We start from the raw sequence: 25,725 nt of genomic DNA, 5'->3' as shown, positions 1-25,725 counted from the left end.
ACCCGCCGTCACCCGGCGGGGGCGGGGGCCAACGCCGGCACCGGGGAGAAGCGGTCGGCCAGCGGCAGGACGGCGAGCACCAGCAGCATCGGGGCCAGCAGCGCCCAGCGGTACGAACTCGCGTCGGCGATCGCACCGACCAGCGGCGAACCGATCAGGAAACCCACGTAGTTGAAGAGGTTGAGCCGGGCCACCGCGGCGTCCGAGTCGGCCGGGAACAACCGGCCGCCGGCTGCGAACACCTGCGGGATGATCGCGCAGATGCCGAAGCCGAGCACCGTGAACCCGGCGATGCCCGCCCAGGCGGCGGGCGCCACCGCGGCCACCCCGAAGCCCAGCGCGGCCAGCGCCGCACCGCCGCGGACCACCGGGACGGCGCCGAAGCGCTGCACCGCCCGGTCGCCCAGTGCCCGGCCGACCAGCATCGCGACCATGTAGCCGAGGTAGGAGAGCTTGGCGAGGTCCTCGCGGCTGCCCAGACCGTCGGTGAGGTACTTGACGCTGTAGTTGGAGACCGAGGCGTCCGCGATGTACGCGAAGGCCATCGCCAGGCAGAGCGGCAGCAGCGGCCGCCAGGGGATCGACCGGGCGGCGGCCTCGGCGGCCTCCCGGACGGCGTCGCCGAGTTCGGCCGGCCCCGCGAAGAAGGCGCCGGTGACCACCGCGAGCGGGGCGACCACCGCGGCGGCCGTGCCGAACAGCACCGACAGCCCGAGGTCGTAGTGCGAGCCGAGGCCCGCCAGGGACGCGCCGACGATGCCGCCGAGGCTGAACGCGGCATGGAAGCCGATCATGATCGAGCGTCCGTAGCGGTGCTGCAGCCCCACCCCGAGCATGTTCATACTGGCGTCCAGCGCCCCCACCAGCAGACCGAACGCCCCCAGTGCGAAGGCGAGTTGCCACAGCGCGTCGCCGAGTCCGACGGCCGCCAGGCTGAGGCAGACCGCGGGCTGGACCACCCGCAGCACGGCCCGCGCGCCGGTGCGCCGCACCAGCTGCTCGGAGGTGATCGAACCGACCCCGGCCAGGATCGGCACGGCGGCCAGGAAGACCGGCAGCAGCCCGTCGCTCAACCCGTACCGGTGCTGGATCTCCGGGATGCAGGTGACCAGCAGCGCGAAGGTGGTGCCCTGGAGCAGGAAGCTGACGGCGAGCGCGGACCGCCCGGCCCTCAGGCCGGGCGGCACGGCGGACGGCGCGGCACTCATACGGACCTCCACACACGGGCCTCCTGGCGACCTCGCTACCGGCCGGTAGGACGATGTTGGCGAGAGCGTAGGCGGTGCGCCGCGATTGCGGGAGGGGTCGCGCAGGGACTTCTGCCGCGGACTACTTCCCGCCGGAGGCCAGCTCCCGGGAGCGGTCCCGGGCCGCCTCCAGCGCACCCAGCAGCGCGGCCCGCACCCCGTGGTTCTCCAGCTCGCGGATCGCCGAGATGGTGGTGCCGGCCGGGGAGGTCACCGCCTCGCGCAGCTTCACCGGGTGCTCGCCGGAGTCGCGCAGCATCACCGAGGCGCCGATCGCGGACTGCACGATCAGGTCGTGCGCCACCTGCCGGGGCAGCCCGAGCAGGATGCCGGCGTCGGTCATCGCCTCGACCAGGAAGTAGAAGTAGGCCGGGCCCGAGCCGGAGAGCGCGGTGGCCGCGTCCTGCTGGGACTCGGGCAGCCGCAGCGCCTTGCCCACCGAGCTGAAGATCTCCTCGGTGCGCACCAGGTGCTCCTCGGTGGCGCACGAACCGGCCGAGATGACGCTCATCCCCTCGTCCACCAGGACCGGCGTGTTGGGCATCACCCGGACCACCGGGGTGCCCGCCGCCAGCCGCTCCTCGAACCAGGCGGTCGGGACGCCGGCCGCGGCCGAGATCACCAGCCGGTCCGCGCCGACGTGCGGGGCCAGCTCCTCCAGCAGGGTGCCCATGTCCTGCGGCTTGACCGCGAGGATCAGGGTGTCGGCCAGCTTGGCGGCCTCGGCGTTGGAGACCGCCACCACGCCGTACCGGGCGGCGAGTTCGACCGCGCGCTCGGGGCGGCGGGCGGTCACCAGGACGTCCGCCGGGTCCTTGCCCGCCCGCAGCAGGCCGGAGAGCAGGGCCTCGCCGATCTTGCCGGTGCCCAGGAAGGCGATCTTCTGTCCGTGTGCTGCGCTGCTGCCCATGGTCCGCTCCTTGCCTCGCTACTGCGGCCATCCTCGCACCGCGCGGCGGGGCCGGGCGGGACCGTCCGGTCCGTGGTCGCGGGGCCCGCGGCGGCGGTCCCGGCGCGGCCGCGCGGGGCGATTCGGCCCGGCGGGACCCTAGGGAGAAAACCAGGGGCTTCCCCTATGGCCTCCGGCCCCGGGCGGGAGCACCGTTGAACCATGGCACACGACGAAATGTCCCGACGTGAGAACCGGCAACTCGCCGTCGCCTCGGCGACCGTGGGCCCGTGGCGGACCGCCGCGGGGGTCGGTGCGGTGGTGGGGGCGACAGCCCTGGGGATCGAGGCGATCTCCGGGAGCTGGTCGCTGAGCATGCTGGCCGGGCCGGCCGGCTGGGCCCTGTTCTTCTTCTTCCTGGTCGGCACCGTCGGCGGACAGCTGCGCCGCGACACCGCCGACCGCCGGCTGCGCCGGTGGGCGAACGACCACCCGTGGCAGTCGGCACTGCCGGCGGCCGGCGGACTGCTGGCGCTGAACACCCTGGCGCAGCTGTTCCTCGGCGACTCCGGGCTCTTCGGCGCCTTCTTCATCTCGCTGCTGCCCGCCGGCCTCCTGCTGGCGATCGCCGGGGTGGTGGGGTCGGTGAAGCAGGCCCGCGGCAAGTCCTGAGCACCGGCGCGGTTCCGGACGAAACGGGGTGAAGCGCCACCCGGCGGGCACGAGTCCACCACGTGGTGCGCCCCCGATCAGCGCATCGTCACACCCCGTCGTCATACTGGCGCGATGCCGATAGCCGAAGATCCGGAACCGCGCCCCACCAGGGGCGATGCACCGGACGGGTCCGACCCGTCCGGCACGGGCGCGAAGGACCCGTTCGCCGACCTCGTCCTGGACGACGACTTCGTCCGGGGCGCCACCGCCCAGGAGCAGAGCGGGCGCACCCGCATGCTCGCCGCCCGGTGGAAGCACACCCCGCCGGTCGACCCGGGCGGCCGCCGCTCGGTCAACGACGGCCCGGCGCCCGCGCGCCGCTTCGGCCGCAAGCCGAAGCCCCCGGCGGTCGACGCCTGGGGGAACCCACGACCGCGCCGCTCGGCGTGGCGCACACCGCTCTACGTCGCGCTGACCGTCGCCGTGCTGCTCGCGGCGCTGAACATCGACGGGCTGCGCAGCTGGTACCGGGACCACGTCGGCGGCACCGCCGCGGCCCACACCCCCGTGCCGACCGTCGCCCCCGAGACGGCCAGGCCGACCACCGCGGCACCGAAGGTCGACGACCAGCAGCCGACCGTCGCCCACCCCTGGGCCGGCTCCCCCGCCGAGGGCTGGCCGACCGGCGCCGAGGCCTTCGTCCTCCCCGAGGCGCAGGCGACCGGCGTCTTCAGCACCGCCCAGGTGGCCTCTCAGCTGCAGTCCGTCAGGGACTACCTGATCGCCGCCAACCTGGACCCGAAGGTGATCGCCGGAGGCCGGCCGGACGCCGCCCTGGCACTGCTGGAGCGGCAGGACCAGGACGGCGCGAAGTCCGCGCTGGAGCACCCGTCCAAGGAGAACGACCCGACCGACTGGTTCAGCCGGTTCGACCCGCGTGACGCGATCCCGGTGGGCGACACGGTCAAGGTCCAGGGCCGGATGACCTTCGAGGGCGACGGCGACAAGGGCGTCCTGATCCACACCGACTTCAGCTTCGTGTACGCGCTGCGCCCCGGCCCGGAGGCCGCCAAGCAGGCCGCGTCGCCCCGGCCGTCGACCCCCGCCCCGCAGCCGACCGGACCGGCCGCTCCGCAGGGCGGCGGCACGGCCAAGCCGGTGGGCCTGGTCGTCCGGACGGACGACGTGGCCGGGGACACCTGGACCACCCGCACGATCGTCCGGCGGGTGGACACGTTCCGCTTCTACGACCCGGGGCGCTACCAGGTCCAGCCGAAGAAGGTCGTCTACGCCAAGAGCCAGACCGACCCGGCCAACTCGGCCTGCGACGTCTACGACGGCTTCTTCCACCCGCAGTTCGACCAGTTCGCGGCGCTGCAGCAGGACACCCCCGGCTCCCGGCCGACCGGGCCGGCCATCGACCCGTACGACCGCAGCAAGGACGTCGAGCAGACCGCGGGGTGCGGCACGGTCAGCCGCAACTGACCGGTCAGCGCTTGCGCTTGCTCCGGCCCGGCGCCCTGCCGCCGGGCCGGCCGCTGCGGCTCGCCAGGCGCGTCTCGTACCGGGCGACGGCCCGCTCGTACGAGGCGCGCCGCACCGCCTCCCCGGGGGCCTCGACCAGGCTGCGGGCGAAGTAGGCGGCCAGGGCCCCGGCGCCGCCGATCAGCCAGACCGCGCCGAGCGACTTGTCCTCGGCCATCCAGCCGGTCAGCCGGTCCCTGCCCTCGGTGAGCACCTTCCAGGTGCGCAGGACGGACATCATCGAGCAGATCGCGATGGCGACGGTCAGCAGCCCGTTGACGAAGGTGCCGTTGTCGGAGAGCGCGATGCCCTCGACGCCGAAGCGCAGCAGCAGCACCACGGCCGCGGTCGCGACCAGGGCTCCGGCGGACACGCCGACCCGGCGCAGCCAGTAGCCGCCGTCCCGGTTCAGCCAGCTGGTGCCGAACCAGCGGATCGGCTCGGGCGCCGGGGCGCCGGCGACCTCGGGGGCGGGGGTGGGGGGCTGCTCGCTCACGCCGTCGATTATCACCCGACTGCCGCACACGGCGGAGGAGCCGTCCCGGTCCGCGGGACGGCTCCTCCGTTTCCGGTCGTCGGGACCGGTGGCACGCCGCGGTCGCGGGGCCGCTCCGGGCCGGTCTCAGCCGAGCTTGGTCACGTCGCGGACCGCGCCCTTGTCGGCAGACGTGGCCATCGCCGCGTAGGCGCGCAGGGCCTGGCTGACCTTGCGGTCGCGGTTCTTCGGCCGGTAGCCGCCCGAGGCCTCCAGGGCACGGCGGCGCTCGGCGAGGACCTCGTCCGGAACCTCCAGGGAGATCGTCCGGCCGGGGATGTCGATGGCGATGGTGTCGCCGTCCTCGACCAGGGCGATGGTGCCCCCGGAGGCCGCCTCCGGGGAGGCGTGGCCGATGGACAGGCCCGAGGTGCCGCCGGAGAAGCGGCCGTCGGTGACCAGGGCGCAGGCCTTGCCGAGGCCCCGGCCCTTGAGGAAGGAGGTCGGGTAGAGCATCTCCTGCATGCCCGGGCCGCCCTTGGGGCCCTCGTAGCGGATGACGACGACGTCGCCCTCCTTGACCCGCTTGGCGAGGATCGCCTCGACCGCGTCCTCCTGGGACTCCACCACGACGGCCGGACCGCTGAAGGTCCAGATCGACTCGTCCACGCCGGCGGTCTTCACGATGCAGCCGTCCTCGGCGAGGTTGCCGTACAGCACGGCCAGGCCGCCCTCGACGGAGTAGGCGTGCTCGACACTGCGGATGCAGCCCTTGGCCGCGTCGGTGTCGAGCGACTCCCAGCGCTCGGACTGGGAGAAGGCCTCGGCGGAGCGGACGCAGCCGGGGGCGGCGTGCCACAGCTCGACGGCCTCGGCGGAGGGCGAACCGCCGCGCACGTCCCAGGTCTTGAGCCACTCGGCGAGCGAGTCGGAGTGGACGGTGTGGACGTCCTCGTTGAGCAGCCCGCCCCGGTAGAGCTCGCCGAGGATCGCCGGGATGCCGCCGGCCCGGTGCACGTCCTCCATGTAGTACGAGCCGTTGGGCGCGACCTTGGACAGGCAGGGGACCTTGCGGGAGACCGCGTCGATGGCCCGCTGGTCGAAGTCCAGCTCGGCCTCCTGGGCGGCGGCGAGCAGGTGCAGGATCGTGTTGGTCGAGCCGCCCATGGCGATGTCCAGGGCCATGGCGTTCTCGAACGCGGCGCGGGTGGCGATCGCGCGGGGCAGCACCGAGGCGTCGTCCTGGCCGTAGTGGCGGTTCGTGATCTCGACGACGGTCCGGCCGGCGTTCTCGTACAGCGCCCGGCGGGCGGTGTGGGTGGCGAGCACCGAGCCGTTGCCGGGCAGCGAGAGGCCGATGGCCTCGGTCAGGCAGTTCATCGAGTTGGCGGTGAACATGCCGGAGCACGAGCCGCAGGTCGGACAGGCGTTCTCCTCGATGATCGCGATGTCCTCGTCGGAGACGTTCTCGTTCACGGCCTGCGAGATCGCGTCGACCAGGTCGAGCTTGCGCACGGTGCCGTCGACCAGGGTGGCCTTGCCGGCCTCCATCGGACCGCCGGAGACGAAGACGGTCGGGATGTTCAGGCGCAGCGCGGCCATCAGCATGCCCGGGGTGATCTTGTCGCAGTTGGAGATGCAGATCAGGGCGTCGGCGCAGTGCGCGTTGACCATGTACTCGACCGAGTCGGCGATCAGGTCGCGCGAGGGCAGGGAGTAGAGCATGCCGCCGTGGCCCATCGCAATGCCGTCGTCCACGGCGATGGTGTTGAACTCGCGCGGGATGCCGCCCGCCTGCTTGATCGCCTCGGACACGATCCGGCCGACCGGCTGGAGGTGGGTGTGGCCCGGGACGAACTCGGTGAAGGAGTTGGCGACCGCGATGATCGGCTTGCCGAAGTCCTCGCGGGCTACGCCGGCGGCCCGGAGAAGCGCCCGGGCGCCTGCCATGTTGCGACCGTGGGTGACCGTACGGGACCTCAGCTCGGGCACTGTGCTCCACTCCTTCGGGGCTCTCCTCGGCGCCCCGCCGCTGGGCGGGTACGGGGGCCGCTGTGGCTACCGAGCCTACGCCCGCCGTCCGCCCGGCGGACGGGCCGTCCGCGATGCGGTCAGGCGGCGGACGGCCCCGCGCCCCGCGGCATCACTCCCCGGTGGTGGCGACCGTGAGGTCCAGGACGTACGGCTCGACCACCTGCCCGTCCGGGAACTCGGCGAGCAGCGCCGCGCGTTCGGCGGCGAGCAGCGGCTCGCGCCGCTCGGGGTCCAGCGAGGCGAAGAAGGAACGGGAGGTGAGGTTGTCGACCACCTGCTCCACCGGGACCTGCCGCTGCCAGCCCAGCTTGACGCGGGAGACCTCCAGCCCGGCGGCCGCGAAGGGAGCGGTCAGCTCGTCGACCCGGCCGTAGCCGTGGTAGCGGCCGGAGAGCGTGGCGGACAGCCGCTCGTCCCGGGCGCGGACCCACGGGACGCTGTCGTCGAAGATGTTCCACCAGGTGGCGAGCGCACCGCCGGGCCGCAGCACCCGGATCGCCTCGGGCAGGGACTGCTCGGGCCGCGTCCAGTGGAAGGCCTGCGCGTAGGTGATCAGGTCCGCGGAGTCGTCGTGGAAGGGCAGGTCGTCGCCGCCCGCCCGGACCAGCGGGACCTGCGGTGAGACGGCCCGGAACCGCGCGGCCATCCCGGCCGAGGGCTCGACGGCGATGACGTCCGCGCCGCGGGCGGCCAGCAGCCGGGTGGCGATGCCGGTGCCCGCGCCGACGTCCAGGACCCTGGCGCCCTTCAGACCGCGGCCCCAGAAGCGTTCCAACTCGTCGAACAACTCGTCCGGGTAACCGGGACGGCCGCGGTCGTACTCGGCCGCCACGGAGCCGAAGCTCCCGGCGAGCTCACGGAAGTTGCGAAGTTCGCTGAATTTCCGACCGCCCGTCACTTCTCCCCCTCGGTACGGCCGTCCGGCGCTCCGACGCGCCCGGGCACGACGGTCAGCGTACGCGCGAGGGGGTCGCCAGGTGCAGGCGGGTGAAGGCCAGCGCCTCGGCCAGATCGGCCTCACGTTCGGCGGGCGACGCCGAACGGCGGGTGTTGACCTCCAGCACCACGTGACCGTCGAAGCCGGTGCGGGCCAGGTGCTCCAGCAGCTCGGCGCACGGCTGCTTGCCGCGGCCGGGGATCAGGTGCTCGTCCTTGCCGGAGCCGCTGCCGTCCGCCAGGTGCACGTGGGCGAGCCGGTCGCCCATCCGCTCGACCATGGCGAAGGTGTCGATCCGGGAGGTGGCGACGTGCGACAGGTCGATGGTGAAGTGCCGGTACTCCTCGTCCGTGACGTCCCAGCCGGGCGCGTACGCCAGCACCTCGCGGTCGCGGTACCGCCACGGGTACATGTTCTCGACGGCGAAGCGGACGTCGGTCTCGCCCGCCATCCGGTCGATGCCCTCGACGAAGTCCCGGGCGTACTGCCGCTGCCAGCGGAACGGCGGGTGGACGACGACCGCGCTCGCGCCGAGCTTCTCCGCCGCCGCCCTGGCCCGGACCAGCTTGGTCCACGGGTCGGTGGTCCACACCCGCTGGGTGATCAGCAGACAGGGCGCGTGCACGGCCAGGATCGGCATCCGGTGGGCGTCCGAGAGCCGGCGCAGGGCGTCGATGTCCTGGCTGACCGGGTCGTTCCAGACCATCACCTCGACCCCGTCGTAGCCGAGCCTGGCCGCCAGCTCGAAGGCGACGGCGGTGCTCGCCGGGTACACCGAGGCGGTGGACAGGACCACCTTGGTCTCGGGGATGTGCAGGGCCGGGTGCTGGGGGAGCACCAGCCGGTCGGTGGTGCGCAGCAGCGGCGGGCGGGCGGCGTCCCGGCGAGCGGCCTTGACCGAGCGCACCGACTGGACGGCGGCCTTCGCGGCGCCGGCGGCCCGGGCGGTGCGGGTCTCCTTCGGCGCGGCCTTGGCGGCGGCCCGGGCGGGCGTCGCGGGCGGCGTCGCGGGCTTGTCGGCGGGCGGCGTCGTGGCCTTGTCGGCGGCCTTCTTCGTCGACGGTCTCCCGGCGGCGGTGCGCTTCGTCGAGGCCGCTGTCGGAGTGTCGTCCGCGGCGCCCTTCGGGACGGCCTTCCCCGCGGTGCGCTCCGGGGCGGCGGCCTCCTTCGCGGCGGTCTTCTTCGCGGCGGCCCTCTTCGCGGTGCGCTGGGCCGCCTGGACGGCCTTGGAGGCCTGCGCGGCGGTGGCGCCCTTGACCGCCTTGCCGAGCCGACGGCGCGGGCCGTCCGGCCGCGGCTGCCCGTCCCCGGGAGCGCGGCCCTCCCGCGTCCCGTCCTCGCCCGCTGGTTGCACCACGGGAGACAGCGTAAGCGGAGCGCGCTCCGAACGGGACGCCGTCCTACGGAGCGAGCGCCGGTCGGCGCCGGTCGGCGGGGCTGTCCATGGTGTCCAGGCGGCGCAGGATGATGCCCTCACGCAGCGCCCACGGACAGACGTCCAGCTCGTCCAGACCGAACAGGTCCATCGCGGCGTCGGCGACCAGTGCGCCGGCCAGCAGCTGCTTGGCCCGGCCCTCGGAGACGCCGGGGATCTGCGCGCGCTCGGCGACGGTCATCGTGGACAGCCGGGGCAGCCAGGCCGCCAGCCCGCTGCGGGTGAGCCGGCGGTCGGCGTACGGGCCGGCGTCGGCGGGCGCCGCGCCGGTCATCCGGGCCAGCTGCTTGAAGGTCTTGGAGGTGGCGACGGCGTGCTGCGGCGACCCGAGCCGGGAGACCTCGCCGACCACGGTGCCCATCTCGGCCCGGATGTGGCGTCTCAGCTCGCGCAGCCCGTCAGGGTCGGCGACGTCCCCGGGCAGCCAGCGGGCGGTCAGCCGGCCCGCGCCCAGCGGCAGCGAACACGCGACGTCGGGCTGCTCGTCCAGGCCACAGGCGATCTCCAGCGAGCCGCCGCCGATGTCCAGGTTGAGCAGCCGGCCGGACGACCAGCCGAACCAGCGGCGGACGGCCAGGAAGGTGAGCCGGGCCTCGTCCTGACCGGAGAGCACCCGCAGCTCGACACCCGTCTCGGCAGCCACCCGGCGCAGCACCTCCTCGCCGTTCGTGGCCTCGCGCACGGCCGAGGTGGCGAACGGCAGGATGTCGACGACGCCCTTGTCCTCGGCGACCCGCAGCGAGGACGCGACGTGGCCGACCAGCCGCTCGACACCGGCCCCGCTTATCGCACCGTCCGAGTCCAGCAGCTCGGCCAGCCGCAGCTCGGCCTTGTGGGAGTAAGCGGGCAGCGGAGCAGCGCCCGGGTGGGCGTCCACCACGAGGAAGTGGACCGTGTTGGAACCTACGTCGAGAACACCGAGTCGCATAACTCTCCACGCTACGCGATGCGGACCCGGGCGAGAGGGGTTGCGACCGTATTCGCGCTGGTCCGGGGCGGGTGGCCGGTCACGGCCGGACCCGGGGGCCCGGCACCGTGAGCCGCGTCACAGCAGGCCGTCCCACAACTGCTCCACGATGACGGCCCACCAGTTCTCGGGATCGGCGAAGACCGTGCCGTCCACCTCCGCCAGGGCGCGCTGCAGTCCGTCCACCGCCCCGCCCGCGGCCACCGGGTCGAGCCCTCGCAGCCCGGGCCACCAGCCGGCGAACACCTCCAGACAGCGGACGAAGGCCCTCAGGTCCGCGTTGCAGTGGCGGGCCGTCGCATGGTCCGGATCCACCGCGCGGACGGCACCGTCCGTCGCGTCGAGGGCCACCAGCGCCCAGCCGTCCGTTCCCAGCACCAGCTGCCCGGCGAGGGCCGAACGCTCACGCTCGGCCACCCGGGTACCGCGGCCGAGGCCGTCGAGGTACCCGGCCAGCGGCGGCAGCACGGCGCCCGGCCGGGTGCCGTCGGCGATCGCCTCCGCACGGGGGTGGTGCAGGGCGAAGAATCCCGGCACGACCTTCGGCACACCCACCGCCAGCAGCAACGCGGCCGCCTCCCCGGGCAGTTCGGTCCGCACCACGTCCGCCTGGTCGAAACGCCGCACCCCCGCCGGGCCGAACCGCTCCGCGAGCCGCGCGGCGAGCACCGCGTCGGGCACCGCGGCGAGCACCGCGTCGGGCACCGCGGCGAGCACCGCGTCGGGCTCGGCCGGCGCGTCCCGCACCGGCCGGGGGAACGGCACCCGGTTGCGCGCCGGACCGTCCGCGGGCACGGGCAACGCCCGTACGGCGGCGGCGCGGTGGTCGAACCGCGGACCGTACGGAAGCTCGAAGTCGATCCGGACGTGCGGCAGTTCGGCGGCCAGCGCGTGTGCCCAGTAGCCGCCGGGCAGCGCCCCCGGCCGCAGATCGGTCCGGACGGCCCGCACGTCCTCGGCCGCCACCCCCTGTTCGCGCAGCCACCACCAACCGCGCAGGGCCGGATGCGGCAGGCCCGGCGCCGACCGCAGCGCCAACGACCGCTCCTCGCCCGAGCCGTCCCGGTACGTCAGTTCGGCGCGGGCACCCCGCCCGGTCGTCGGCGGCCGGGCCGGGTCGTACCCGCCCGCACCGACGAAGTCCCGGTACAGCCCGACCACTTCGTCCACCGGTACCGACGGCCACACCGTGAACCGTCCGCTCTCCCGGTCCACCACGGCACAGGCCGCCCCCACCTCCTCGGGCGCCCGCCGCTCACCGGTCAGCGGATCCACCTCCAGCCGTGCGGGCTCCGCCCACACCACCCACCCGAGCTCGAACTCGTGCACGCACACCCGCCGCACCGCCCCGGCCCCCGGCGGCAGATCCCCGTTGATCCACCGGTGCCCCGCCTCCACCGCCTGCGCCCGCGAAACCACCCGGCCACCCCGTCCCCGACACCCGACCCGACTGCGCCGCGACCCTACGCCCCCACGAGGACCCCGCACCAAGCCCGCCACGCACCGACCGGCCGGCTTCCCGCTCCCGCCCGACCGAGGTCAGGCGGCCCGGGTGAGGTCGAGGGGGCGGCCTTCGGCGGTGAGGCCGATGGCCCAGAGGCCGTGGGTGGCGGGGTGGAGGGGGGTGGGGCTCCGGCGGGCGAGTTGGTGGTCGAGGTAGGTGACGGTGTCCCGGTGGTTGACGGCGTTCCAGGCGTGCGGGCGGCCGAACGCGTCGACGGTGAGGAGGACGGCCTGGGAGCCGTGGCCGGCGCGGCGGAGGTCGTCGGCGAGGCGGTCGAAGGCCTCGCCGCCGTCGCCCAGGTCGCGGAAGGGGACGCCGAGTTCGCGTTCGGCGCGGTCCCGGCCGCCGCGTTCGCCGGCGTCGCCCTCGGTGGGGACGCGCGGGGCGGCGCAGGTGGGTCGTCCGGTGTGGCACTCGACCGCGGCGAGGGCGATCTCCATGCTGTTGTTGGCCCGGCCCGGTTCGCGGTAGCCGCCGTCGTTGACGGCCTCCGCCCAGCCGCCGACGGCGGGGTCGGGGTGGCGGACGGGCAGCCCGTCCTCGTCGCGGGGCGCCCGGCGTTCGAGTTCGGCCTGGTGCTCCGGGTCGACCGGGCCGAGCCCGCCGGGCAGTCCGTACGGGCGGCTGTCGGCGATGCTGCGGGGGCGGCCGGCCGGGTCGTCGGACCGGGCTCCGGACCGGGCACGCAGGGCGAGTTGCAGGGCCATCGCGTGGGCGGTCGCGACCGGGACGGCGCCCCAGGCCAGAGTGGGGTCGGTGGCGGTCGCGGCGGTGTCCCGGCGCCGGTCGTCCACGTGGTGCGGCTCGGGCCGGCCGAGTACCGGGGTGGCGCCGACGATCGGTGGCCCGACCGGCACCGCCGGTGCCGCCTGGGCGGACGGCGGACCGGCGACGGCGTGCGGCGCGGCACCGACCGGGGTGCGCGGGGCGGGCGTGCCCGGCCGGGGCTCGCCGGTGACGGGCTGAGCCCCTGCAGCGCCCGAAGCGCCGGCACCCGGCGCACCGGCTCCCGCCCCGCCGCCTCCCGCTCCGACGCCGCTGCCGAACGGAGCCGCCACGTTCGGAGCCGCCACGTTCGGGGCCGCCACGTTCGGGGCCGCCACGTTCGGGGCCCCTGCTCCGCCGCCGCCCGCGAGCGGCCCGGGCCCCACGGCGCCGACGGCGCCGACCGCACCGACCACCGGGTACCCGGCGCCGTACGCCGGCGTCCCGAACGGCCCGGCGACCCCGACCGCACGGACTGCCGGCGGAACGTCCGGCGCCGGACCGTACGGGGCACCGGTGTGCCCGTCGGAGGGCTGCGTGGCGCTGGGGGCGGGCGGTGCGCCCACCGAGTCGGTCCGTACCGTCACCGGCCCGCCGCCACCCCCGCCGTGTGCCGAACCCGCGGCCGAGGCCGCGGGCGAAGCCGAAGTCACAGGCGCCTGAAGCGGGTAGTCCCCGTCCGACCAACCCGCCGACCAACCCGCCGACCCGCCCGCTGAACCGCCGCCTTGGCGGCCCGGCACGGCGGCGGACCGCCCGGACGACCCGTCGTCCCGCGTCGGCGGCACCCAGTCGCCTCCGCCGGCCACCGCCTGGTGCTGCCCCTGCCGGTCCCCGGTCGCGTACGCGGCCCCCGACGTCACCGCGCCGCTGCCGGGCGCGCTCGCCGCCACGGCGGTGTCCGCCCCGCCCACGACGGCCCCGGGGGCGGCCACGACGGCCGAGGCCACGGTCACCGCGCCGGTCCCCTTCGGGTCCTGCTTCCCGTCCGTTCCCGAGCCGTCGGCCGCCTTCCCGTCCGCCGTCTTCCCGTCGAGCGGACTGCCATCGAGCGGACTGCCGTCGACCGTCGACCCGTCCGGCGCCCCCGTCAGTCCGGCGAGCGGCAGCCCGCGGACCTCCTTGCCGTGCCCGTCGGTGAGGACCGGCTGCCCGTGCGCGTCCAGCCGGACGGCCAGGTCGGCCACGCCGACGACCGGCGCGCCGTCCGGCCCCGGGACGACCAGCAGCCCGGAGGCGTCGCCGACCGGCGTGCCGTCGACCCGGAGGATGACCGGCCGGCCGTCGGGGCCGAGGACGGGCTGCCCGTGCGCGTCGAGCCGGACGGTGAGTCCGGGCACGCCGACCAGCGGTGTGCCGTCCTTCCCGGCGAGCAGGACCAGCCCGGAGCCGTCGGCGCCGAGGACGCCCGGTTCGCCGAGGGCGGCGGGCAGTCCGGTGCCGCGCGGGTCGAAGGCGCCGGCGCGGTAGGAGGCCGCGGTGATCCCGGTGCCGCGCGCGGTGCCGAGGCGGAGCAGGGCGACGGCGGCCGGTTCCTTGAGCGCGGTGGCGAGGGCGTCCTTCATGGCGCGGCCGAGTTCGCTGAGCAGTCCGCCGATCTTGAGCGCGGCGGCTTCGACGGCGACGGCCGCCACGCCCGCCGCGACCTGGTCGGTGGCGGTGTTCCTCACCCCGGTCGCGAGGTCTCCGGCGGCCTTCTTCAGCCCGCCGACCAGCCCGTCCTGCCCCGGCCCCGTGCCCGGCCCGGATCCGGGGTCGCCGCCGGACGCCGCGGCGACCCTGCCCGCCGCCTCCTCGGCCGCGACGGCCTGTTCCTCGGCCTGCCGGAGCTCGGCGGCCAGCTGTTGCAGCGTCGCGATGATCTCGGCCTTGCAGGTGTCCACGGCCCGCGCGGCCGCTTCGAAGGCGCCGGCGACCAGCCCGACGGCGGTGTGCGCGTCGTCCAGGTGTCCCTTGCCGGCGCCGCTGAAGGTCTGCCAGTACGCGCCGAAGGCCTCGACCGCACAGCCGGAGTTGTCGGCGGTGACGCGCCGGACGGACTCGCCGCAGCGGCGGGTGAGGCGGTCGGCCTCCGTGCCGAACTCCCGCCAGACCCCGGCCGCCCTGCGCAGGCCCTCCTCGTCGGCCTGCGGCCACGGGTGGCCGGTCCTGGCCAGGACCGGGACCAGTTCCTCGGGCAGTTTCCGGGACACGCGCTTCCCCCTCCGGGCCGGGTCCGTCAGACCGACATGTCCTTGGGGACGGCGGGCGCCGCCCCCGGGGTTGCCCCCGCCGTCGGATGGACCGCGGCGACGGCCGTCACCCCGGTCCCGTTCCCGGCCCCGGTCCCGGCGCCGAAGCCGCTCGCCGCCGAGGTGTCCGTGTCCGTGGTCCGCTCGGCCATCGCGTGCAGCCCGGTCCCGACCTTCCCGACCCCGCCGGCCAGCCCCCGCAGTCCGCCGACGAGTCCGCCGCGCGCCGGGCCGTACACGGCCGCGAAGCCGCTGCCCGGCCGGTCCGTCCCCCAGGGGGTGCCGAGCGCGCCGAGGTCCCGTTCCAGGGCGGCGACGGCCTTCGCCAGTTCGCCGCCGAGTTTCTCGAACTCCCGCCCCTCGCCGTGCAGTTCCCACGGCTTGAGGACGAACTGTCCACCCGCCCGGTCGGACGCCCCGGTCCTGCCGTCTGCCATCCCGTACCTCCCCGTAGCGGATCGGCCGCCATCCTAGGCACGGTCCCGGGCCCGCCCGCAGCGCACGACGGACCTCTTCACCCCGCCTTCACCCCGCATCGGGCCCGGCTCCCGCCCCCGAGCCCCGACGGCCCCGAATCCGCCGCCACGCCCCTCGGGCCCGTCACCACGCCCGCGGAAGCTCTACCCTTGCCGGGTGGCACCAGCAGAAACGTCCAAGAAGAAGGCCAAGGCGAAGCCGAAGGCCTCCCCCGCCCCCGTCGACCTCGCGATGCCGACCCTGCGCCGCGAGATCCCGCGTGACGAGGTCCCGCTCGACTTCCCGCGCGCCTGGGTCGAATTCGCCGACCCCGCCGACGAGGAGCAGGTCTTCCGCTGCGACCTCACCTGGCTGACCTCGCGCTGGTCCTGCGTCTTCGGCCAGGGCTGCCACGGCATCCGCGAGGGCCGCGGCGAGTCGGACGGCTGCTGCACGCTGGGCGCCCACTACTCGGACGAGGACGACGAGAAGCGCGTCCTGGGCCACGCGGCACGGCTGACGCCCGAGCTGTGGGAGAACTTCCCCCAGGGCACCGACGCCAAGGGCCGGCTGGTCTCGGACGGCGGCATCACCATGCTGGACGAGGACGGTGACCGCCAGACCCGCCGGGTCAACGGCGCCTGCATCTTCGTGAACAGCCCGGACTTCGCGGGCGGCGCCGGCTGCGCGCTGCACGCGCTCGCGCTCCGGGAGGGCCGTGAGCCGCTGGAGACCAAGCCGGACGTCTGCTGGCAGCTGCCGGTCCGCCGCACCTACGACTGGATCGACCGCCCGGACGACACCCGCTACCTCCAGGTCTCGATCGGCGAGTACGACCGCCGCGGCTGGGGCCCGGGCGGCCACGACCTGCACTGGTGGTGCACCGGCGCTCCGGCGGCCCACCAGGGCGCGGACGCGGTGTACGTCAGCTACCGCCCGGAGCTCACCGAACTGATGGGCAGGGCGGCCTACGACGTGCTGGCCCGCCTGTGCGAGGAGCGGATCGCCACCAAGGGCGACCGCAGGATCGCCCCGCACCCGGCCGACCCGGCGAAGCCGAAGAAGAAGGGCTGAGCCCCGGCCCGACCGGGCTCCGGCGGGGCCGGCCCGAGCGGGGCCGCGGCCCCGGGCCTACTTGTCGATGTCCCCGACCACGAAGAACATCGACCCCAGGATCGCGACCATGTCCGCCACCAGCGTCCCCGGCAGCAGTTCGGTCAGCGCCTGGATGTTGTTGAAGGACGCCGAGCGCAGCTTGAGCCGCCACGGCGTCTTGTCGCCCCGCGAGACCAGGTAGTAGCCGTTGATCCCGAGCGGGTTCTCGGTCCAGGCGTAGGTGCTGCCCTCGGGTGCCTTGAGCACCTTGGGCAGCCGCTGGTTGACGGGGCCGGGCGGCAGGGTGGCGAGCTTGTCGAGGCAGGCGTCGGCGAGGTCCAGCGAGTTGAGGGTCTGCTCCAGCAGGCATTCGAAGCGGGCGAGGCAGTCGCCCTCCTCGCGGGTGACGACGGTGAGGACCTGCCGCAGTTCCTCGGTGCCGTACGCGAGGTAGGGCTCGTCGCGGCGCAGGTCGAGGTCGAGGCCGCCGGCCCGGGCGATCGGGCCGCTGACCCCGTACGCCTCGGCCTGCGCCCTGGTGAGGACGCCGACGCCGGCGGTGCGGGCGCGGAAGATCTCGTTGCCGAGGACGAGGTCCTCGAACACCGGCATTTGCGAGCGGACGGTGGCGACGGCGGCGCGGACGCGTCCGAGCCAGCCGGCCGGGAGGTCCTCCTTGAGGCCGCCGACCCGGTTGAACATGTAGTGCATCCGGCCGCCGGAGGCCTCCTCCAGGACGTGCTGGAGGTCCTCGCGGCCGGTGAAGGCGTGGAAGATCGGGGTGATCCCGCCGAGTTCCAGCGGGTACGAGCCGAGGAACATCAGGTGGTTGAGCACCCGGTTGAGCTCGGCGAGCAGGGTGCGGATCCACACGGCCCGCTCGGGGACCTCCATGCCGAGCATCCGCTCGACGCCGAGGACGACGCCGAGTTCGTTGGAGAAGGCGGAGAGCCAGTCGTGCCGGTTGGCCAGCATGATGATCTGCCGGTAGTCACGGGCCTCGAACAGCTTCTCCGCGCCCCGGTGCATGTAGCCGATCACCGGCTCGGCGGAGACGATGCGCTCGCCGTCGAGCAGCAGGCGCAGCCGCAGCACGCCGTGCGTGGCCGGGTGCTGCGGGCCGATGTTGAGCACCATGTCGGTGGTGCCCGCCGTACCGCTGAAGTTCTCGGCTCCCGCCCCGATGCCGACCGTGGTCTCCCTCATGCTCCCAGAGTCTGCCATCCCGGCAGGGTGTCCAGGCTCGCCGGTACCGGAATGCGGACGGCCTGGACCAGCCACCCGAAACCGCCCAGCCCGCCCGGGTCGGTCAGCTCGGCCCCCTCCCCCGCCCCGCTCAGCGCCCGCAGGTAGCCCGCCGGGTCGGTGGAGGCGAGGGCGAGCGGGGGCCGGCCGCCGCTCACGCCGAGCGCGCGCAGCGCCTCCCGCTGCGTCGTCCACAGGCTGTGGAGACCGGGCACGGCGACGGAGTCCAGGGCCACGTGCGCGGTGACGTCGCAGGAGCCGTCCGGCACCGGGGCCACCTCCCGGCCGTCCCGGAAGCCGGTGAAGGTGCCGAACGGCGGCCGCCGCCCGGCCGTGTGCCCGTAGTCGACCGCGACGGCCAGACCGCGCTCCAGCCCGGCGACGGCCCGCGCCCAGGCGGCGTCCCGGGGGCCGCCGAACTCCACCGCGTCCCCGGGCCCGGAGACCGGCCACCACCGCCCGGCCCAGGCCGCGTCCGCCGGCGACACCTCCGCGCCCGGCCGCAGCGCACCGGTCCCGGTGTCCACCTCGACGTAGCGCAGCACCCCGTCCTCGTCGACCTCCCCGGCGTCCAGCGGCACGTTGTCCAGCCACTCGTTGGCGAACAGCAGTCCGGTCACGCCGCGCGGCGGCTCGTCCGTCCACAGGGCTGTGGACGGGAGCCCGGCCGGGCGCCGCGCGATCTCCACGCCGTACGGGCGCAGCCGCGCCAGCACTTCGGCGGGCAGCTCGGCCAGCACGCCCCTGAGAAGTTCCCCCCGCCCGGCCCCGACGTCGACGAACGCCAGCTCCTCCGGACGACCGAGGGCCGCGTCAACGTCGAGGAGCAGTCGGGCCACCGCGCGGGCGAACCTCGGCGAGGCGTGCACGGAGGTGCGGAAGTGCCCGGCGGGGCCCTCCGGCCTGCGGTAGAAACCCCGTTCGGGGTCGTACAGGGCCTGTTCCATGGCGGGCGCCCACCGCATCCAAGTCATGCGGCCGGACGCTACCCGCCGGTCGCAGGGCCCTCCCAATCGGTGCCGGTGCGTCTCCGACCTACGGAGTAGGACGGATCGCCCTACCGGCGGACCTGGACACACGGAGCGACTGCCTACGCTGGACACGTGCATCGACTCAACGCCTGGCTCCGCCGTCACCCCATGGTGGTCGACGCCGCCTGGGCGGCGATCGTGCTCCTCATCGGCCTGCTGCCGAGCGACAACCTCCCCGACGACGGGTGGCGCTTCGACGCCGACGTCCTGGTCGCGCTGGTGCTGCCAGCGCTGATGGTCGTCCGCCGGCGCTACCCGGACGTGACGGTCGCCGCCGCCACCGGCCTCGGCGTCAGCCAGGTGCTGGCCGACGTCGAACCGGGCGGCTCCTCGATCGCCTACCTGGTCTTCGCCTACACCGGCGCCGCCTTCGGGCAGAAGTCGACCTCCCGGCTGGCACTGACCGCCGGGCTGTCCGCCGGGCCGCTGGTGTTCTGGCAGATGCACCCGATGAAGACGGTGCGCGAGAGCGCCAACCACTACGTCTCGCACTCGTACAACCCCGGCGAAGCAGCGATGATCATGCTGCTGATGAGCACGCCGTTCATCCTCTGCTGGGCGTGGGGCCGGCTGACCCGGGTGCGCCGCGCCTACCTGACCGAGCTGGAGGACCGCGCCGCCCGGCTGGAGCGCGAGCGGGACGCCCAGTCCAAGGTGGCGGTCGCCGCCGAGCGGGCCCGGATCGCCCGCGAGCTGCACGACGTGGTCGCGCACAACGTTTCGGTGATGATCGTCCAGGCCGACGGCGCCGCCTACGTCCTCGACAACTCCCCGCAGCAGGCGAAGGAGGCGCTCGGCACGATCGCCTCCACCGGCCGCCAGGCGCTGGTCGAGATGCGCCGCCTGCTGGGCGTGCTGCGCACCTCCGACACCGCCGAGGAGTACGTGCCCCAGCCGGGCGTGGAGGAACTGCCGGAGCTGCTGGAGCAGGTCCGCACGGCCGGACTGCAGGTGGACTACGCGACCTCCGGGCACCCGCGCGAGCTGCCGCGCGGGGTCGAGCTGACGGTCTACCGGATCGTCCAGGAGGCGCTCACCAACGTCCGCAAGCACGGCGGCCCCGACGTGCACGCCCGGGTCGCGGTCGACTTCGGCGAGCGCGAGCTGGCCGTGCTGGTGGAGGACGACGGGCGCGGCAGCACCGACGAACAGCTGGCCTCCGGCGGCACGGACGGTCTCGGCCACGGCCTGATCGGCATGCGCGAGCGGGTCGGCATGGTCAGCGGCAGCCTCGACGTGGGCCCCCGCCCCGGCGGCGGCTTCCGGATCCGCGCCGTCCTGCCGCTCAAGGCCGCACACTGATCCTCCGCCCCTCCCCCTAGGAGCCACCTTGACCATCCGCGTGATGCTCGTCGACGACCAGGAACTGCTGCGCACCGGGTTCCGGATGATCCTGCAGTCGCAGGGCGACATCGAGATCGCCGCCGAGGCCGGCGACGGCGCGCAGGCCCTGGAGCAGCTGCGGCACACTGCGGTGGACGTGATCCTGATGGACGTCCGGATGCCGCGCCTGGACGGCGTGCAGGCGACCCGCCGGATCTGCCTGGCCGAGGACGGCAGCCCGCTGCCGGACGCCCCGCACGTGCTGATCCTCACCACCTTCGACCTCGACGAGTACGCCTTCGCCGCGCTCAAGGCCGGCGCCAGCGGCTTCCTGCTGAAGGACGTCCCGCCGACCGAGCTGGTGGCCGCGATCCGGGCGGTGCACGGCGGTGACGCGGTGGTCGCCCCGACCACCACCCGCCGGATGATCGACCGCTTCGCCGAGGTGCTGCCCACCCCGCAGAGCGCGCCCGGCTCGGACGTCCTCGGCCCGCTGACCGAGCGCGAGCGCGAGGTGTTCCTGCTGGTCGCCCAGGGCCTGTCGAACGGCGAGATCGCGGCCCGGCTGGTGCTCTCCGAGGCGACCGTGAAGACCCACGTCGGCCGGATCCTGGCCAAGCTCGGCCTGCGCGACCGGGTCCAGGCCGTGGTGCTGGCGTACGAGGCCGGGCTGATCCGGGCCGGGGCCACGGACTGAGCCGGTTCGGCGTCCGGGCGCCGACCGTAGACTGGGCCCGTACGTCCGGTACCCGACGAGCGGACCGGAACGGCCACACAGGACAAGGGTGGATGCGTGGATCCGTCCGACTTCGCCGACTCCGGCGAGTTCGCTCCGTTCGCCGACGGTCTCGGCGGCGCCGCCTTCGGTGATCCGGGCGATCCCGGCAACCGTCCGGCCCGGCTCGCCGTCGGCGTGGTCGGCACCGGCCGGGTCGGCCCGGCGCTGGGCGCCGCGCTGCAGCTCGCCGGGCACACGGTGGTCGCCGCCTCCGGGGTGTCCGCCACCTCCCGCCGGCGCGCCGAGGCGATGCTGCCGGGCGTGCGGATCGTCACCCCGCCGCAGGTGCTGGCCGCCGCCGACCTGGTCCTGCTGACCGTCCCGGACGACGCGCTGGCCGACCTGGTGGCCGGACTGGCCGCCACCGGCGCCGTCCGCCCCGGCCAGCTGGTCGTGCACACCTCCGGCGCGCACGGCGTCGCCGTCCTGGAGCCCGCCACCCGGGCCGGGGCGCTGCCACTGGCCCTGCACCCGGCGATGACCTTCACCGGCACCTCGGTCGACCTGGACCGGCTGGCCGGCTGCCCGTTCGGGGTGACCGCGCCCGACGAGCTGCGGCCGGTCGCCGAGGCGCTCGTGGTGGAGATGGGCGGCGAGCCCGAGTGGGTGCCCGAGGAGGTCCGCCCGCGCTACCACACCGCCCTCGCGCACGGCGCGAACCACCTGGTCACCCTGGTCGCCCAGGCGATGGAGCTGCTGCGCACGGCCGGCGTCGCCGAGCCCGGCCGGATGCTCGGCCCGCTGCTGGGCGCCGCCCTGGACAACAGTCTGCGCTCCGGCGACGCGGCCCTCACCGGCCCGGTCGCCCGGGGCGACGCGGGCACCGTTCGGCGCCACCTGGCGCAGCTCAGTACGGTGTCCCCCGACATCCCGGCGGCGTACCGCGCGATGGCCCGCGCCACCGCGCAGCGGGCGCTCGCCAACGGAACGATCGACGAAACGACAGCGGCGGCGCTGCTGGACGTACTGAACGAGGAGACGCCCTGATGGCACGCGGCAAGCAGCCGAACAAGCCCCAGCGGACGCCGAAGGTCCACCGGGCCGTCGTCACCCGCACCGTGGACGACTTCGAGGCCGCCTTCTGGCCGGACGAGCAGCCCGTGGACAACGCCGTCGTGATGACCATGGGCGCGCTGCACGAGGGCCACGCCGCGCTGATCCGGGCCGCCCGCAAGCAGGTCGGCCGGGACGGCCGGGTCGCGGTGACCGTCTTCGTCAACCCGCTGCAGTTCGGCGCGGGCGAGGACCTGGAGCGCTACCCCCGCAGCCTCGACGACGACGTGAAGCTGGCCGAGGAGAACGGCGCCGACGTGGTCTTCGCGCCGTCCGTCGAGGAGGTCTACCCCAACGGCGAGCCGCAGGTGCGCCTGGTGGCCGGACCGATGGGCGAGCGCTTCGAGGGTGCCACCCGCCCCGGCCACTTCGACGGCGTGCTGACCGTGGTCGCCAAGCTGCTGCACATCACCGACCCGGACTTCGCCTTCTTCGGCGAGAAGGACGCCCAGCAGCTGGCGGTCATCCAGCGGATGGTCGCCGACCTGGACTTCGACGTCGAGATCGTCGGCGTGCCGACCGCCCGCGCGGAGGACGGCCTGGCGCTGTCCTCGCGCAACCGCTACCTCTCGGAGGAGGAGCGCACCCGCGCCCTGGCCCTGTCCAAGGCCCTGTTCGCCGGCCGGGACGCCGCCGCGCAGGGCCCGAAGGCCGCCCACGAGGCCGCCTCGGCCGTCCTGGACGGCGCCGAGGGCGTCACCCTCGACTACCTCGCCCTGATCGACCCGCACGACTTCTCCGAAGCGGCGGACGACTTCCAGGGCGAGGCGGTGCTGGCCGTCGCCGCGAAGGTGGGCTCGACCCGCCTGATCGACAACGTCCGCATCATCGTCCGCTGAAAACCCGCTGACACTCGGTAGCTCAGCCCCAGGCATGCACTCACAGGAGGCGTGACCCCATGCTCCGCACCATGCTCAAGTCCAAGATCCACCGGGCCACCGTGACCCAGGCCGACCTGCACTACGTCGGCTCGGTCACCGTGGACGAGGACCTGCTCGACGCCGCCGACCTGCTCCCCGGTGAGCTGGTCCACATCGTCGACATCAACAACGGCGCCCGGCTGGAGACCTACACCATCGCCGGGCCGCGCGGCACCGGCGTGATCGGCATCAACGGCGCCGCCGCCCGTCTGGTCCACCCCGGCGACCTGGTCATCCTCATCGCCTACGGGCAGATGGACACGGCCGAGGCCAAGGGCTACGAGCCGAAGGTCGTCTTCGTGGACGAGCGGAACCGGATCACCGGCTTCGGCGGCGACCCCGCCGAGGCACCGGAGGGCAGCGGGCTGCTGCGCGGTGACGTGGGGGCACCTCCGGGCCGCCGGGCCGGGGGCGCGTACCGTGACGAGGACGGCGCGGCCACCACGGCCACACGCTGAAGGAGCCACTGAGTCATGTCCGTTACCCATCGCCTCACCGCCCCGGCCCCCGGTTGGACCGCCACCACCGACGTGGTCGTGGTCGGCTCCGGGGTGGCCGGTCTCACCGTCGCCCTCAACGTCCGCAAGGCCGGCCTGCGGGCCATGGTGGTCACCAAGGCGATGCTGGACGAGGGCTCGACCCGCTGGGCCCAGGGCGGCGTCGCCGCCGCCCTGGGCGAGGGGGACACTCCCGAGCAGCACCTGGACGACACCCTGGTGGCCGGCGCCGGCGTCTGCGACGAGGAGGCCGTCCGCACCCTGGTCACCGAGGGCCCGGACGCCGTCCGCCGGCTGATCGCCACCGGCGCCCTGTTCGACCGGGGCGAGGACGGCGCGATCCTGCTGACCCGCGAAGGCGGCCACCACCGCCGCCGGATCGTCCACGCGGGCGGGGACGCGACCGGCGCCGAGATATCGCGCGCCCTGGTCGCCGCCGTCCGCACCGACCCGGACATCGAGCTGATCGAGCACGCGCTCGTCCTCGACCTGCTGACCGACGCCGACGGCCACGCCGCCGGGCTGACCCTGCACGTGATGGGCGAGGGCCAGCGCGACGGCGTCGGCGCCGTCCGGGCCCGCGCGGTGGTGCTCGCCACCGGCGGCATGGGCCAGGTGTTCTCCGCCACCACCAACCCGGCGGTCTCCACCGGCGACGGCGTGGCCCTGGCGCTGCGGGCCGGCGCCGCCGTCACCGACCTGGAGTTCGTCCAGTTCCACCCCACCGTGCTCTGGCTCGGCCCGGAGGCCGAGGGCCAGCAGCCGCTGGTCTCCGAAGCGGTCCGCGGCGAGGGCGCCCACCTGGTCGACGCGGACGGCGTCCGCTTCATGGTCGGGCAGCACGAGCTGGCCGAACTGGCCCCGCGCGACATCGTCGCCAAGGCGATCACCCGGCGCATGCAGGAGCAGGGCGCCGAGCACATGTTCCTGGACGGGCGGCACTTCGGCCCCGAGATGTGGGAGCAGCGCTTCCCGACCATCCTCGCCTTCTGCCGCGCCAACGGCATCGACCCGGTCACCGAGCCGATCCCGATCGCTCCGGCCGCGCACTTCGCCTCCGGCGGCATCCGCACCGACCGGCACGGCCGCACCACCGTCCCCGGCCTGTACGCGTGCGGCGAGGTCGCCTGCACCGGCGTGCACGGCGCCAACCGGCTGGCGTCCAACTCGCTGCTGGAGGGCCTGGTCTTCGCCGAGCGGATCGCCGCCGACCTGGCCGACCGCCACCGGTCCGGCGACCTGCCCGATCGCGCGGTCGACGTCGCCGGCGCGCGCGCCGCGCGACCCGTCCCGCTGCCGCCGTCCGAGGCGCGCGCCGAGATCCAGCGGCTGATGTCGCGCGGCGCGGGCATCCTGCGCTCCGCCGCGTCGATGGCCGACACCGCCGCCGGGCTCGCCCTCCTCGCCGAGCAGGCCCACTTCCACGTGGCCGAGGAGAAGCCGGCCGACCCCCGGGTGGAGACCTGGGAGGCCGCCAACCTGCTGCTGGTCGCCACCGCGCTGGTCGCGGCCGCCGCGCAGCGCGAGGAGACCCGCGGCTGCCACTGGCGCGAGGACTTCCCCGAGCGCGACGACGCCCACTGGCGACGCCACCTGATCACCACCCTCGCCGCCTCCGGCGACCCCGTCAGCACCCCCGAGGAGCAGTAGAACCATGACCCACTCCCACGAGGAACTCCCCCTGGCCGACCTGGCCGGCTGCGGCGACGGCTGCGCCTGCGGGGACGGCGAGGGCTACGAGACCGGTCTGGACCCGCAGCTGGCCGAGCTGCTGGAGCAGGCCGGGCTGGACCCGGTCGAGGTCGAGGACATCGCGACCCTGGCGCTGGCCGAGGACCTGGCCGGCGGCGAGGACGTCACCTCGGTCGCCACCGTGCCCGCCGACGCCGTCGCCACCGCCGACTTCACCGCCCGCCAGGCGGGCGTGGTGGCCGGCCTGCGGGTCGCCGAGGCGGTCCTCTCGCTGGTCTGCGAGGAGGAGTTCGAGGTCGAGCGGCACGTCGAGGACGGCGACGCGGTGGAGGCCGGCCAGGTGCTGCTCTCGGTCCGCTCCCGCACCCGCGACCTGCTGACCGCCGAGCGCAGCGCGCTCAACCTGCTCTGCCACCTGTCCGGCATCGCCACCGCGACCCGCGCCTGGGCGGATGCCCTGGAGGGCACCGGCGCGGTCGTCCGGGACACCCGCAAGACCACCCCGGGCCTGCGCGCGCTGGAGAAGTTCGCGGTGCGCTGCGGCGGCGGCGCCAACCACCGGATGGCGCTGTCCGACGCCGCCCTGGTGAAGGACAACCACGTGGTCGCGGCCGGCGGCGTGGCCGAGGCCTTCCGGGCCGTCCGGGCCGCGTACCCGGAGCTTCCGGTCGAGGTCGAGGTCGACGAACTGGCGCAGATCGAGCCGGTCCTGGAGGCCGGTGCGGACCTGATCCTGCTGGACAACTTCACCGTCGGGCAGCTGAAGGAGGCCGTCGCCCTGGTGGCCGGCCGGGCGAAGCTGGAGGCTTCCGGCGGCCTGACCCTGGCCGGCGCGCGCGAGGTCGCCCAGACTGGTGTCGACTACCTGGCCGTGGGCGCGCTCACGCACTCCTCCCCGATCCTGGACATCGGCCTGGACCTGCGCGCCTGACCGTCAGGTCGAGAGCAGTCCTGTCCCGACTCGCAGAAAGCG

At 74.9% G+C, this 25,725-nt stretch carries 22 protein-coding genes; 10 read left to right on the top strand and 12 right to left on the bottom strand.

Features of this window, described 5'->3' with window-relative positions; translation table 11 throughout:
- Positions 1–8: 8 nt before the first annotated feature.
- Together AB0D10_RS07590 and proC are read right to left on the bottom strand one after the other, a co-directional pair.
- On the bottom strand, positions 9–1,208 hold the full coding sequence (locus AB0D10_RS07590) for an MFS transporter (RefSeq protein WP_360252894.1): 1,200 nt from the start codon (positions 1,206–1,208) through the stop codon (positions 9–11).
- Positions 1,209–1,329: 121 nt separating this feature from the next.
- Positions 1,330–2,157 carry a pyrroline-5-carboxylate reductase gene (gene proC / locus AB0D10_RS07585; protein WP_360252891.1) on the bottom strand — a complete coding sequence of 276 codons (828 nt, stop codon included), beginning with the start codon at positions 2,155–2,157 and terminating at the stop codon, positions 1,330–1,332.
- A 201-nt stretch (positions 2,158–2,358) separates the two neighbouring features.
- Between proC and AB0D10_RS07580 the strand changes: the two genes are divergently transcribed.
- Both AB0D10_RS07580 and AB0D10_RS07575 read left to right on the top strand, forming a co-directional pair.
- Complete coding sequence (locus tag AB0D10_RS07580; protein WP_360252888.1) at positions 2,359–2,808, top strand: hypothetical protein; 450 nt, start codon at positions 2,359–2,361, stop codon at positions 2,806–2,808.
- 114 nt (positions 2,809–2,922) lie between these two features.
- A complete protein-coding gene (locus AB0D10_RS07575) occupies positions 2,923–4,275 on the top strand; it encodes a hypothetical protein (RefSeq protein WP_360252885.1) in 1,353 nt (450 codons plus the stop codon).
- A gap of 4 nt (positions 4,276–4,279) precedes the next feature.
- Here AB0D10_RS07575 and AB0D10_RS07570 read toward each other — a convergent pair whose 3' ends face one another.
- The 8 genes from AB0D10_RS07570 to AB0D10_RS07535 all read right to left on the bottom strand — a co-directional run bounded on the left by AB0D10_RS07570 (position 4,280) and on the right by AB0D10_RS07535 (position 15,099).
- Complete coding sequence (locus AB0D10_RS07570) at positions 4,280–4,810, bottom strand: hypothetical protein (protein ID WP_360252882.1); 531 nt, start codon at positions 4,808–4,810, stop codon at positions 4,280–4,282.
- A 126-nt stretch (positions 4,811–4,936) separates the two neighbouring features.
- Entirely contained in the window at positions 4,937–6,781 is a 1,845-nt protein-coding gene (ilvD, locus tag AB0D10_RS07565) for a dihydroxy-acid dehydratase (RefSeq protein WP_360252879.1), read from the bottom strand.
- A 151-nt stretch (positions 6,782–6,932) separates the two neighbouring features.
- Positions 6,933–7,721 (bottom strand): class I SAM-dependent methyltransferase, encoded by a 789-nt coding sequence (locus AB0D10_RS07560; protein WP_360252876.1) that lies wholly within the window; start codon positions 7,719–7,721, stop codon positions 6,933–6,935.
- A 52-nt stretch (positions 7,722–7,773) separates the two neighbouring features.
- Positions 7,774–8,577: a sugar phosphate isomerase/epimerase gene (locus AB0D10_RS07555; protein WP_360253118.1), complete on the bottom strand. Its 804-nt coding sequence runs from the start codon at positions 8,575–8,577 to the stop codon at positions 7,774–7,776.
- A gap of 583 nt (positions 8,578–9,160) precedes the next feature.
- Positions 9,161–10,123 (bottom strand): Ppx/GppA phosphatase family protein, encoded by a 963-nt coding sequence (locus AB0D10_RS07550; RefSeq protein WP_360252873.1) that lies wholly within the window; start codon positions 10,121–10,123, stop codon positions 9,161–9,163.
- 117 nt (positions 10,124–10,240) lie between these two features.
- Entirely contained in the window at positions 10,241–11,491 is a 1,251-nt protein-coding gene (locus tag AB0D10_RS07545) for an SUKH-4 family immunity protein (RefSeq protein ID WP_360252870.1), read from the bottom strand.
- Positions 11,492–11,701: 210 nt separating this feature from the next.
- The gene (locus tag AB0D10_RS07540) at positions 11,702–14,623 is read right to left on the bottom strand and encodes a toxin glutamine deamidase domain-containing protein (RefSeq protein ID WP_360252867.1); all 2,922 of its coding nucleotides are present in this window, start codon (positions 14,621–14,623) and stop codon (positions 11,702–11,704) included.
- 26 nt (positions 14,624–14,649) lie between these two features.
- On the bottom strand, positions 14,650–15,099 hold the full coding sequence (locus AB0D10_RS07535) for a hypothetical protein (protein WP_360252864.1): 450 nt from the start codon (positions 15,097–15,099) through the stop codon (positions 14,650–14,652).
- Positions 15,100–15,370: 271 nt separating this feature from the next.
- Between AB0D10_RS07535 and AB0D10_RS07530 the strand changes: the two genes are divergently transcribed.
- A complete protein-coding gene (locus AB0D10_RS07530; protein ID WP_360253116.1) occupies positions 15,371–16,192 on the top strand; it encodes a hypothetical protein in 822 nt (273 codons plus the stop codon).
- Positions 16,193–16,249: 57 nt separating this feature from the next.
- Here AB0D10_RS07530 and AB0D10_RS07525 read toward each other — a convergent pair whose 3' ends face one another.
- The gene (locus AB0D10_RS07525) at positions 16,250–17,419 is read right to left on the bottom strand and encodes an NADH-quinone oxidoreductase subunit D (protein WP_360252861.1); all 1,170 of its coding nucleotides are present in this window, start codon (positions 17,417–17,419) and stop codon (positions 16,250–16,252) included.
- Entirely contained in the window at positions 17,416–18,432 is a 1,017-nt protein-coding gene (locus AB0D10_RS07520; RefSeq protein ID WP_360252858.1) for an SAM-dependent methyltransferase, read from the bottom strand. The genes AB0D10_RS07525 and AB0D10_RS07520 overlap by 4 nt, the downstream gene beginning before the upstream one ends.
- Positions 18,433–18,561: 129 nt before the next feature.
- On the opposite strand from AB0D10_RS07520, the gene AB0D10_RS07515 reads away from it, so the two are divergent.
- The 7 genes from AB0D10_RS07515 (at position 18,562) to nadC (ending at position 25,683) form a co-directional block, all read left to right on the top strand.
- Positions 18,562–19,791 carry a sensor histidine kinase gene (locus AB0D10_RS07515; protein WP_360252855.1) on the top strand — a complete coding sequence of 410 codons (1,230 nt, stop codon included), beginning with the start codon at positions 18,562–18,564 and terminating at the stop codon, positions 19,789–19,791.
- Positions 19,792–19,819: 28 nt separating this feature from the next.
- Positions 19,820–20,509: a response regulator transcription factor gene (locus AB0D10_RS07510; RefSeq protein WP_360252852.1), complete on the top strand. Its 690-nt coding sequence runs from the start codon at positions 19,820–19,822 to the stop codon at positions 20,507–20,509.
- Between the two features lie 96 nt (positions 20,510–20,605).
- A complete protein-coding gene (locus AB0D10_RS07505; protein WP_360252849.1) occupies positions 20,606–21,577 on the top strand; it encodes a DUF2520 domain-containing protein in 972 nt (323 codons plus the stop codon).
- Positions 21,577–22,482 carry a pantoate--beta-alanine ligase gene (gene panC, locus AB0D10_RS07500; protein ID WP_360252846.1) on the top strand — a complete coding sequence of 302 codons (906 nt, stop codon included), beginning with the start codon at positions 21,577–21,579 and terminating at the stop codon, positions 22,480–22,482. The genes AB0D10_RS07505 and panC overlap by 1 nt, the downstream gene beginning before the upstream one ends.
- Positions 22,483–22,541: 59 nt before the next feature.
- Positions 22,542–23,021 carry an aspartate 1-decarboxylase gene (panD, locus tag AB0D10_RS07495; RefSeq protein WP_360252843.1) on the top strand — a complete coding sequence of 160 codons (480 nt, stop codon included), beginning with the start codon at positions 22,542–22,544 and terminating at the stop codon, positions 23,019–23,021.
- A gap of 15 nt (positions 23,022–23,036) precedes the next feature.
- Positions 23,037–24,710 carry an L-aspartate oxidase gene (locus tag AB0D10_RS07490; RefSeq protein WP_360252840.1) on the top strand — a complete coding sequence of 558 codons (1,674 nt, stop codon included), beginning with the start codon at positions 23,037–23,039 and terminating at the stop codon, positions 24,708–24,710.
- A 4-nt stretch (positions 24,711–24,714) separates the two neighbouring features.
- The gene (gene nadC, locus AB0D10_RS07485; protein WP_360252837.1) at positions 24,715–25,683 is read left to right on the top strand and encodes a carboxylating nicotinate-nucleotide diphosphorylase; all 969 of its coding nucleotides are present in this window, start codon (positions 24,715–24,717) and stop codon (positions 25,681–25,683) included.
- The last annotated feature ends 42 nt before the right edge of the window (positions 25,684–25,725 follow it).

This window comes from Kitasatospora sp. NPDC048545, assembly GCF_040651155.1.
Taxonomy (GTDB): Bacteria; Actinomycetota; Actinomycetes; order Streptomycetales; family Streptomycetaceae; genus Kitasatospora.
Note: the sequence above shows the minus strand (reverse complement) of the source record. Positions and strands in the feature narration are given on the sequence as shown.

What these genes read in the sequence shown, in the direction of transcription:
- proC (WP_360252891.1), bottom strand. Translation starts at nt 2,157, where the DNA reads ATGGGCAGCAGCGCAGCACACGGACAGAAGATCGCCTTCCTGGGCACC.
- panC (WP_360252846.1), top strand. Translation starts at nt 21,577, where the DNA reads ATGGCACGCGGCAAGCAGCCGAACAAGCCCCAGCGGACGCCGAAGGTC.
- AB0D10_RS07535 (WP_360252864.1), bottom strand. Translation starts at nt 15,099, where the DNA reads ATGGCAGACGGCAGGACCGGGGCGTCCGACCGGGCGGGTGGACAGTTC.
- nadC (WP_360252837.1), top strand. Translation starts at nt 24,715, where the DNA reads ATGACCCACTCCCACGAGGAACTCCCCCTGGCCGACCTGGCCGGCTGC.
- AB0D10_RS07520 (WP_360252858.1), bottom strand. Translation starts at nt 18,432, where the DNA reads ATGACTTGGATGCGGTGGGCGCCCGCCATGGAACAGGCCCTGTACGAC.
- AB0D10_RS07530 (WP_360253116.1), top strand. Translation starts at nt 15,371, where the DNA reads ATGCCGACCCTGCGCCGCGAGATCCCGCGTGACGAGGTCCCGCTCGAC.
- AB0D10_RS07490 (WP_360252840.1), top strand. Translation starts at nt 23,037, where the DNA reads ATGTCCGTTACCCATCGCCTCACCGCCCCGGCCCCCGGTTGGACCGCC.
- AB0D10_RS07525 (WP_360252861.1), bottom strand. Translation starts at nt 17,419, where the DNA reads ATGAGGGAGACCACGGTCGGCATCGGGGCGGGAGCCGAGAACTTCAGC.
- AB0D10_RS07590 (WP_360252894.1), bottom strand. Translation starts at nt 1,208, where the DNA reads ATGAGTGCCGCGCCGTCCGCCGTGCCGCCCGGCCTGAGGGCCGGGCGG.
- panD (WP_360252843.1), top strand. Translation starts at nt 22,542, where the DNA reads ATGCTCCGCACCATGCTCAAGTCCAAGATCCACCGGGCCACCGTGACC.
- AB0D10_RS07550 (WP_360252873.1), bottom strand. Translation starts at nt 10,123, where the DNA reads ATGCGACTCGGTGTTCTCGACGTAGGTTCCAACACGGTCCACTTCCTC.
- AB0D10_RS07580 (WP_360252888.1), top strand. Translation starts at nt 2,359, where the DNA reads ATGGCACACGACGAAATGTCCCGACGTGAGAACCGGCAACTCGCCGTC.
- AB0D10_RS07575 (WP_360252885.1), top strand. Translation starts at nt 2,923, where the DNA reads ATGCCGATAGCCGAAGATCCGGAACCGCGCCCCACCAGGGGCGATGCA.